Origin of the sequence: Kitasatospora sp. NPDC057518 (assembly GCF_042802075.1) — a bacterium.
Lineage (GTDB): Bacteria > Actinomycetota > Actinomycetes > Streptomycetales > Streptomycetaceae > Kitasatospora.
Window position 1 is genome coordinate 39,052 of record NZ_JBHVEU010000019.1, and the last position, 1,013, is coordinate 40,064.

General features: G+C 72.2%; 1 protein-coding gene and 1 pseudogene. One reads left to right on the forward strand and one right to left on the reverse strand.

What is annotated here, in order from left to right; all coding sequences use genetic code 11:
• Positions 1-401 (reverse strand): annotated as a pseudogene (locus tag ACFU7Z_RS03715) (hypothetical protein); the annotation flags it as partial.
• Here ACFU7Z_RS03715 and ACFU7Z_RS03720 point away from each other — a divergent pair.
• The coding region (locus ACFU7Z_RS03720; protein WP_380775725.1) for a hypothetical protein at positions 388-1,013 on the forward strand (626 nt) is incomplete at its 3' end. The pseudogene ACFU7Z_RS03715 and the gene ACFU7Z_RS03720 sit on opposite strands and share 14 nt — an antisense overlap.

Genomic DNA, 1,013 nt, shown 5'->3' on the forward strand with positions numbered 1-1,013 from the left:
GAACCCGAACCCTCAACCCCCGCACCGGGCTTCGCCTTCGCCCCCGCGTTGCCGGCCTCGGACCCCGCACCCGCCTTCGCCGCTGCCGCCGCATCGGCCTCGGCCTTGGCCTTGGCGATCCGGGCGTTCGCCGCGGTCTCCTGCTTCGCCGCCAGCTCCGACTGCGGACCCCGGCTGTTCGTCGATGTCTCCGCGTTCGGGAACTCCTGCTGGGATCCGCTCCGCGGGCCGGTTCGGTTCGACGCTCCGGCGTCCTCGGAGACCCGCGGACCCTCGCCGAGACGATCGCCCCGGCCGGAGAAGGGTTCCGTCTTGCTCACGGGCTTCTCGGTGGACGATCCGACCTTGGTCGAGCCGCCCGCCCCGGATTCGGTCGGCTTGGCCTCGGTGACGGTCTTCACGCTGGAGCCGCCGGGTCGCATCCCCGACTCCGAGGTGCTGCTCCTCGGCCCCGCCCCGTCCTGGGGGCCATCGGCGAGGGTCCTCACCTTCTCGGGTCCGAACGGCCGCACGGTGGGCTTCTTCGGCGTCGAGCCCTCGGACTTCGTCGTCGTCCCCTCCTGCCGGCCGTTCTGCCGCGTCTGGTCCGGGGTGGGCCGGTCCCCCTTGCCCGGGGCCTCGCCCGCGGAGGGCTTCTGCTTCGACCCGTCGGTGCCGCCCTCGTGCTCCCTCGGCGAGGGGGTGTCCGCGTCCCCCGACTTCTTGAGGTCGTCCATGGTCGTCGACCTGCGGTCGCCCGAGTCCCGGGACACCCACCTCTCACCGGGCTTGCCGTCCAACGTGGACCCGGAACCCCGGTCGACCAGCGGCTTCTCCTTCGGCGACCCACCCTTCACCGGACCATCCGCCGGCAGGTCGTTCACGGTCATCGACCTGCGATCGCCCGAATCCCGGGACACCCACTTCTCACCGGGCTTCCCGTCCAACGTGGACCCGGAACCCCGGTCGACCAGCGGCTTCTCCTTCGGCGACCCACCCTTCACCGGACCATCCGCCGGCAGGTCGTTCACGGT